The sequence below is a fragment of the Protofrankia sp. Cr1 genome (genome assembly GCF_963555865.1).
GTDB lineage: Bacteria > Actinomycetota > Actinomycetes > Frankiales > Frankiaceae > Protofrankia.
Window position 1 is genome coordinate 5,430 of sequence record NZ_CAUVXO010000157.1, and the last position, 6,610, is coordinate 12,039.

Sequence of the window (6,610 nt, forward strand, 5' to 3'; positions counted from 1 at the left end):
GACTCGGCTGGATGGATCTTTCCGCGCCGGGCGTCACCACCGGGCTGGGCGTTGCCCGAGGCCGCGTTCACCCATCGCGACTCGATGATCAGCAAGGCCGAGGTGCGGGCGGTGGCACTGGCCCACCTCGGCCCCGGACCCGGCGATCTCATCTGGGACGTCGGTGCCGGCAGCGGATCGGTTGCGGTGGAATGCGCCCGTCTCGGCGCGGGGGTCATAGCCGTCGACCACGATACGGATGCCTGCGCACGCACCCGGGCGAACGCGCACGCGCACCGGGTGTCCGTCGAGGTCATCCGGGGCGCCGCCCCGGACGCGCTCACCGAGCTGCCCACACCCGACGCGGTGTTCGTCGGCGGCGGCGGACCGGATGTGGTCGCGGCCTGCGCCCGGCGGGCCCGGCGGATCGTGGTCGTCGCCCTGGCCGCCCTCGACCGGGTTCGACCCAGCTGGGAGGCGCTGGCCTGCGCCGGTCTCGACGTCGCCGGCACTCAGCTCGCCGCAGCCCGACTACGACCGTTACCCGACGGTGCGCTACGGCTCGCGGCGACCAACCCGGTCGTCCTGTTGTGGGGAGCACACACTGGGAATCAGCATGATCCACGGTAGCCGGGATGATGGTAGCCGGGATGGCGATCGCGAAGGTGTCGGTCGCCACGGTCTCGGTCTGGTCGCGGTGACCGCGGCCGGACGCGCCGCCGCTGCGGAGCTCGCCCGGGTCTGGCCCGACGCCCGGGTGTACAACGGCACGGCCCGCGAGGCGCTCGCCGCCGCGGTCACCGAGTGCGCCGGCGTCGTGTGCTTTCTCGCCACCGGCGCGACGGTGCGGCTGCTCGCCGCGGCTGATCTACTCACCGGCAAGGCCAGCGACCCGGGCGTGGTCTGTGTGGACGAGGCCCGACGGTGGGCGGTCGCCCTGGTCGGCGGGCACAGCGGTGGCGCCAACGCGCTCGCCGAACGTGTCGCCGCCGCGCTGGGCGCGACCGCCGTTGTGACCACCGCCAGCGACGCATCGGGCGCAGCGGCACTCGACTCGTTCGGCGCCGATGTGGGGCTACGGGTCGAGCCGGGCTCGCGCCTGGCGACGGTGGGCGCGGCGGTGCTCTCCGGTGAGCCCGTGACGATGTACGCCGACACCACCTGGCCGCTGCCACCGCTACCGGCGACGGTTCGCCAACTCGGCACACCGCTGTGGACCCGACGCGACGATCAGCCCGACAGCGCACCATCCATCATCATCACCGATCGCGTGATCACAGACCCTGTGATCACCGGTCGGACGGTTGTTTATCGGCCGCCGAGCCTGATCGTCGGAGTCGGCGCGAGCCGCGGCGCGCCCGAACAGGAGATCCTCGACCTCGTCGATCGCGCGCTGGCCGATGCGGGCCTGTCGCCGCTGGCCGTGCGCCACCTCGCCACGGTTGAGGCCAAACGGGACGAGGCCGGCATCGTCGCGGCAGCCCGCACCCGGGGCTGGCCGCTGGTGTTCCACCCGGCCGCGCTACTCGCGACCGTCGACGTGCCGCATCCCTCCGAGGTGGTCCGGGCCGCCGTCGACACGCCGAGTGTCGCCGAGGCGGCGAGTCTGCTGGGCGCCGACGGCGCTGCGACTGACAGTGCCGAGCTGGTCGTGTCCAAGCGGGCGAGCGCGCACGCGACCGTGGCGGTGGCCCGCCATCGTCCCCGCGGTCGGCTGGCGATCGTCGGCCTCGGCCCGGGGGACCGGGACCTGCTCACCCCGTATGCCGCGCGCGAACTCGCCCGAGCCAGCGTGATCGTCGGCCTGGACCAGTACGTCGACTCCGTCGCCGACCTGATCCGACCAGGCACGCGGGTGCTGGCCAGCGGTCTGGGCTCGGAGGAGGCACGGGCCGCCGTGGCGGTCGAGGCGGCCCGCGCCGGCCACGCGGTCGCTCTGATCGGCAGTGGGGATGCCGGGGTGTATGCGATGGGCAGCCCCACCCTGGAGCGGGCCGACAGCTCCTTCGACGTGGTGGGGGTACCCGGGGTGACGGCGGCGCTGTCCGCCGCGGCGCTGCTCGGTGCGCCGCTCGGCCACGACCACGCGATGATCAGCCTGTCGGATCTGCACACACCGTGGGATGTGATCGAACGGCGGGTCACCGCGGCGGCCGAAGCCGATCTCGTCGTCGCCTTCTACAATCCGCGGAGCCGGACCCGGACCTGGCAGCTGCCGCGCGCGCTGGAGCTGCTGGCCGCCCACCGGCCGCCCTCGACTCCGGTCGGGATCGTCACCGAGGCCTTCCGCCCCGGTCAGCAGGTCAGCCTCACCACCATCGCGGACCTCGCCGACGCCACGACCAGCGGTGCCACGGCCAACGGTCTGGATCGTGTCGGCATGACCACGACGGTCGTGGTCGGCAGCACCCAGACCCGTGTCGTCGCGGGTCGCATCGTCACGCCGAGGGGCTACCGATGGAGCTGATCTACCGGGTTGATGCGCAGGGATGCGCGGGATGTGGTGCCTGCCTGGTCACCTGTCCCGAACACGCGGTGCGCCCTGGGCCGACGCGTCCCGGCGGTGGCCGGGCACCGGTCATCCTCACCGACCGCTGTACCGGCTGCGGGGAGTGCGCGGAGATCTGCCCGGTCGACGCGATCGACGCCGTGATCCTTTCGGGGGCGCTGATCTACGTGGAGTCACCGGCGGTCGGACGATGAACCGGGTGGCGCATCCGATCGAACGGCGGTCATACGACATCGCGCGGACGCGCCTCGCCGCGACCGGGCTGGACACCGCGGCGTTGGCGCCGTGGACCCGCGCGGTCGTCGAACGGGTCGTCCATGCCAGCGCCGACATCGCCTACGCCACCGACCTGGTCTGCGACGAGGCGGCTCTGTGTGACGGCGTCGACGCGTTGGCCGCTGGTGCACCGATCGTCGTCGACGTACGCATGACGGCCGCGGGGATCACCACCGGGAACGTGGTGTGCCGCCTCGGTGACGTGGATGCCGGCGACGCCGCCCGCGCCGGGCTCACGCGGTCCGCCGCGGCCGTCGGACTCGCCCTCGACGAGGTGGGGCCGGGTGCCGTGTGGGTGATCGGATGCGCGCCGACCGCCTTGGAACGGCTGCTGAGGGTGGCCGACGTCGCCCGGCCCGCGCTGGTGATCGGCCTGCCCGTCGGTTTCGTCGGAGCGGTCGAGGCCAAGGACGCGCTGCGCGCAGCCGGTCTGCCGGCCATCTCGAACCGGTCGGAGAAGGGCGGGGCGGCAGTCGCCGCCGCGGCGCTGAACGCGCTGTTGTATGACACGCTGTTGTATAAGGAGTTGCGGTCGTGACGGATGGGGACTCGCGACCGGGCCGATCGGAACCGGCGCTGCTGATCGTCGGGCACGGGACGCGCAGCGCTGGCGGGGTGTCGCAGTTTCAGACCTTCGTCGACCTGGTCCGCACCCGGGCCGGTGGAACGCCAGTGGACGGCGGCTTCATCGAGCTGTCACGCCCGCCGGTGGCCGATGTGGTCGCCCGGTTCGTCGCCGCCGGGCAGCACCGGCTCGCGGTGGTGCCGCTGACATTGGTGGCCGCCGGGCACGCCAAGGGTGACATCCCGGCTGCGCTCGCCCGCGAACGCGCCCGCCATCCCAGCCTTGACTACACCTACGGACGGCCGTTGGGCCCGCATCCGACGCTGCTGGCGGCGCTCGACGAGCGGATCGCGACGGTCTGCTCCCGCGCTGAACGCGCGCAGACAACCGTGCTGCTGGTCAGCCGCGGATCCACCGATCCCGATGCCAACGCCGAGGTCGCCAAGGTCGCCCGCCTGCTGTGGGAGGGACGTGGCTTCGCCGGCGTGGAACCTGCGTTCATCAGCCTGGCCGAGCCGGGAGTTCCGGCCGGCCTCGACCGCTGCGCCCGCCTCGGCGCGTCCCGGATCGTGGTGGCGCCGTACTTCCTGTTCACCGGCGTGCTCCCGGACCGTGTGATCGCCCAGGCTCGCGGCTGGGCTGCGCGGAATCCCACCGTCGACCTGCGCTGCGCGGGCCTGCTCGGTGACCACGACGGCCTGGTCGACCTGGTGCTCGAACGCTTTCACGAGGCGCTCGACGGCGACATCCGGATGAACTGCGACACCTGCCTGTACCGGGTGGCGCTGCCCGGTTTCGAACATCGGGTCGGCGCGCCGCAGACCCCGCACGACCACCCCGACGACCCGACACACCCGTCCGGTCACCATCAGCACCATGGTCACGGCCATCACCCGCACCCGGCGCCCATCACCTGAGAACGAGCCGCTCCCCTTCGCACAACGATACCCATGGGGGTATCGTTGCGGCTTCGCGAATACCCCATGGGGTATCGCTGCGAGGAGGAATGGCATGACGACGTTTGCTGGAAAAACCCAGCAGGACGAACAGGTCCCGGCACCCGAGGTCAGTCCAGCTGAGGGCCGCCCAGGGCCGCTCGGCCGTCTGGGCGGATGGACCGCCACCCACTTTCGGACGGTCGCCGTCGGGTGGCTGATACTGGTTGCCGTCCTCGGGGCATGTGCGCCCCAGGTGACGTCCGTGCTGTCTGGTGCGGGTTGGCAGGCCAACGGGTCGGAGTCGGTCACGGTCCGCGAACTCGCCCGTGAACACTTCGGCGGCAACGCATCATCCGCGCTACAGGTGGTCATCACCGCCGACCGGCCCGTCACCGATCCGTCCGTGCAGACGGTCATCGAGCAGGCCACCGGGATACTCCACAACGACCGCCGTATCTCGGAGGTAATACCACCTCAGCCCGGCGTGAGCATCAGCCAGGACGGCCACACCGCGATCCTGCTGGGCGGTGCGGGTGCCGGCACGGACGACATGGTGCGCGCGGCTGAGGCAGTGAAAGACCCACTGCGAGCGCTGTCCGGTAACGGCGTCACCGTGCGCGCGACGGGCTCGTCGACGATGTGGAGCGACTTCAACGCCGCCAACCTGAGCGCGATGATCCGCGCCGAGGTGCTGTCCTGGCCGGTGACGCTGGCCGTCATGGTGATCGCCTTTGGTTCGCTCGTGGCGGCCGGGCTGCCCCTGCTGTTGACCATGGCCGGCCTGGTCGCAGCCGTAGGCTCACTGGTTCTGATCACACATCTCGCGTCGATCTCGATCTGGGCCATGGACTTCGCGTTGATGTTCGCGCTCGCGCTGGGGATCGACTATGCGCTCTTCCTCGTCATCCGCTTCCGCGCCGGCCTGGCCCGAACCGGCGACCGACACCGAGCGGTGGTCGAGACAATGGACACCGCGGGAAAAGCGGTGCTGCTGTCCGGTATCACAGTGCTGGTGAGCCTGTCCGCGGTCACGCTGGTCCCCTCGCCGGCGATGCGCACCATGGCGGTCGGCATCATGCTGTCGGTCGTGTTCGTGCTCGCCGCGACGCTTACCCTGCTGCCCGCGGTACTGGGCACGCTCGGTCCGCGGGTCAACGGGTTGGCGCTACCGTGGGTGCGCACCGATCAGCAGAGGTCCCCACGGTTCACCGCCTGGGGTGAACGACTCCTGCGCCAACCGCTGCGCTGGGGAGCACTCGGGCTTGCCATCCTGGTCGCACTGGCCATTCCGGTGGCCGGGCTGAGGACCGCGATGCCGTCCATCACCGTCGTGCCCGCACAGGACAGCTCCCGTGAGGGCTACGAGATCGTGCAGAAGGCGTTCGGTGCCGGCGCTCCGGGCATGCTCCAGATCATCACACCGACCGCCCAGGCCGACGCCACCATCGACCGTCTGCACCGAACCGACGGGATCGCCGCGGTGCGCCCGGCCGTGCCCGCTCGTGACGGTTCGGGGCTGGAGCTGATCCAGGCCATGCCGTCGATGGATCCGTCCAACCCCGCCCTCTCGCGCACCGTCGACGCCCTGCGCGCGACCCTTCCCGACCACGCGCTGGTGGGCGGTGCTGCGGTGGAGAACCTGGACCTCAAGGACGTGCTCGATACCAGGGCACCGTTGGTCATCGGTGTCATCCTGGCGCTGGGGTTCCTGCTCCTGCTGGTCGCCCTGGCCGCGCCGTTGGTCGCCGCCCTCGGTACGCTCACCAGCCTCCTTGCCACCGGGGCCGCGTTCGGCGTCGCCACACTCGTCTTCCAGGACGGCCACGGCACGAGCGTGCTCGGCTTCACCTCTCAGGGTTTCCTGGATGGCTGGGGGCCGGTGTTCTTCTTCGCAATGATCTTCGCAATCGCGATGGACTACACCGTCTTCCTGCTCTCCGCGGCCAAGGAACACTTCGAGCGCACCGGCGATGCCCGACGGGCTGTGGTGGGAGCTCTTGGCAGTTCCGGGCGGGTCATCTTCGCCGCCGCCGCCGTCATGGTCGCGGTCTTCTTCACCTTCGCCCTGGCCAAGCCGCTGCCGCCCAAGGAGATGGGCATCGTGCTGGGCACGGCGGTCCTGCTCGACGCGTTCCTCGTCCGCCTCGTTCTGCTGCCCGTCCTGCTCCGGCTGACCGGGAGCGCCGCGTGGTGGAGCCCGGCATGGCTGCGACGGATCCTGCCCGATATCCGCTTCTCGCACGACTGAGAGGATCTTTTGCAGAACAGTGGATCTTCTGGAGAACAACAGCCGCCGCATATACCCCAAGGGGTACCATGGCAGCTGCTTGGAAGCAGCGGTTT

The 6,610-nt window shown here is 70.9% G+C and carries 6 protein-coding genes; all 6 read left to right on the forward strand.

The genetic code is table 11. The features are described 5' to 3' along the window. On the forward strand, positions 1–609 hold a 609-nt coding region (cbiT, locus tag U9980_RS13980), incomplete at its 5' end, for a precorrin-6Y C5,15-methyltransferase (decarboxylating) subunit CbiT (RefSeq protein ID WP_322768309.1). Beyond that, positions 596–2,446, forward strand: coding sequence for a precorrin-3B C(17)-methyltransferase (gene cobJ, locus U9980_RS13985; protein ID WP_322768310.1), 1,851 nt, complete (start codon positions 596–598; stop codon positions 2,444–2,446). The genes cbiT and cobJ, both read left to right, overlap by 14 nt. Further along, positions 2,437–2,682, forward strand: a complete 246-nt coding sequence (locus U9980_RS13990) for an ATP-binding protein (RefSeq protein ID WP_322768311.1) — start codon at positions 2,437–2,439, stop codon at positions 2,680–2,682. The genes cobJ and U9980_RS13990 overlap by 10 nt, the downstream gene beginning before the upstream one ends. Beyond that, the gene (locus U9980_RS13995; RefSeq protein ID WP_416210272.1) at positions 2,679–3,302 is read left to right on the forward strand and encodes a precorrin-8X methylmutase; all 624 of its coding nucleotides are present in this window, start codon (positions 2,679–2,681) and stop codon (positions 3,300–3,302) included. Before U9980_RS13990 ends, U9980_RS13995 begins: the two co-directional genes overlap by 4 nt. Further along, positions 3,299–4,246: a sirohydrochlorin chelatase gene (locus U9980_RS14000; protein WP_322768313.1), complete on the forward strand. Its 948-nt coding sequence runs from the start codon at positions 3,299–3,301 to the stop codon at positions 4,244–4,246. The genes U9980_RS13995 and U9980_RS14000 overlap by 4 nt, the downstream gene beginning before the upstream one ends. A gap of 94 nt (positions 4,247–4,340) precedes the next feature. After that, positions 4,341–6,515, forward strand: a complete 2,175-nt coding sequence (locus U9980_RS14005) for an MMPL family transporter (protein WP_322768314.1) — start codon at positions 4,341–4,343, stop codon at positions 6,513–6,515. Positions 6,516–6,610 lie beyond the last annotated feature (95 nt).

What these genes read in the sequence shown, in the direction of transcription:
- U9980_RS13990 (WP_322768311.1), top strand. Translation starts at nt 2,437, where the DNA reads ATGGAGCTGATCTACCGGGTTGATGCGCAGGGATGCGCGGGATGTGGT.
- U9980_RS13995 (WP_416210272.1), top strand. Translation starts at nt 2,679, where the DNA reads ATGAACCGGGTGGCGCATCCGATCGAACGGCGGTCATACGACATCGCG.
- cobJ (WP_322768310.1), top strand. Translation starts at nt 596, where the DNA reads ATGATCCACGGTAGCCGGGATGATGGTAGCCGGGATGGCGATCGCGAA.
- U9980_RS14005 (WP_322768314.1), top strand. Translation starts at nt 4,341, where the DNA reads ATGACGACGTTTGCTGGAAAAACCCAGCAGGACGAACAGGTCCCGGCA.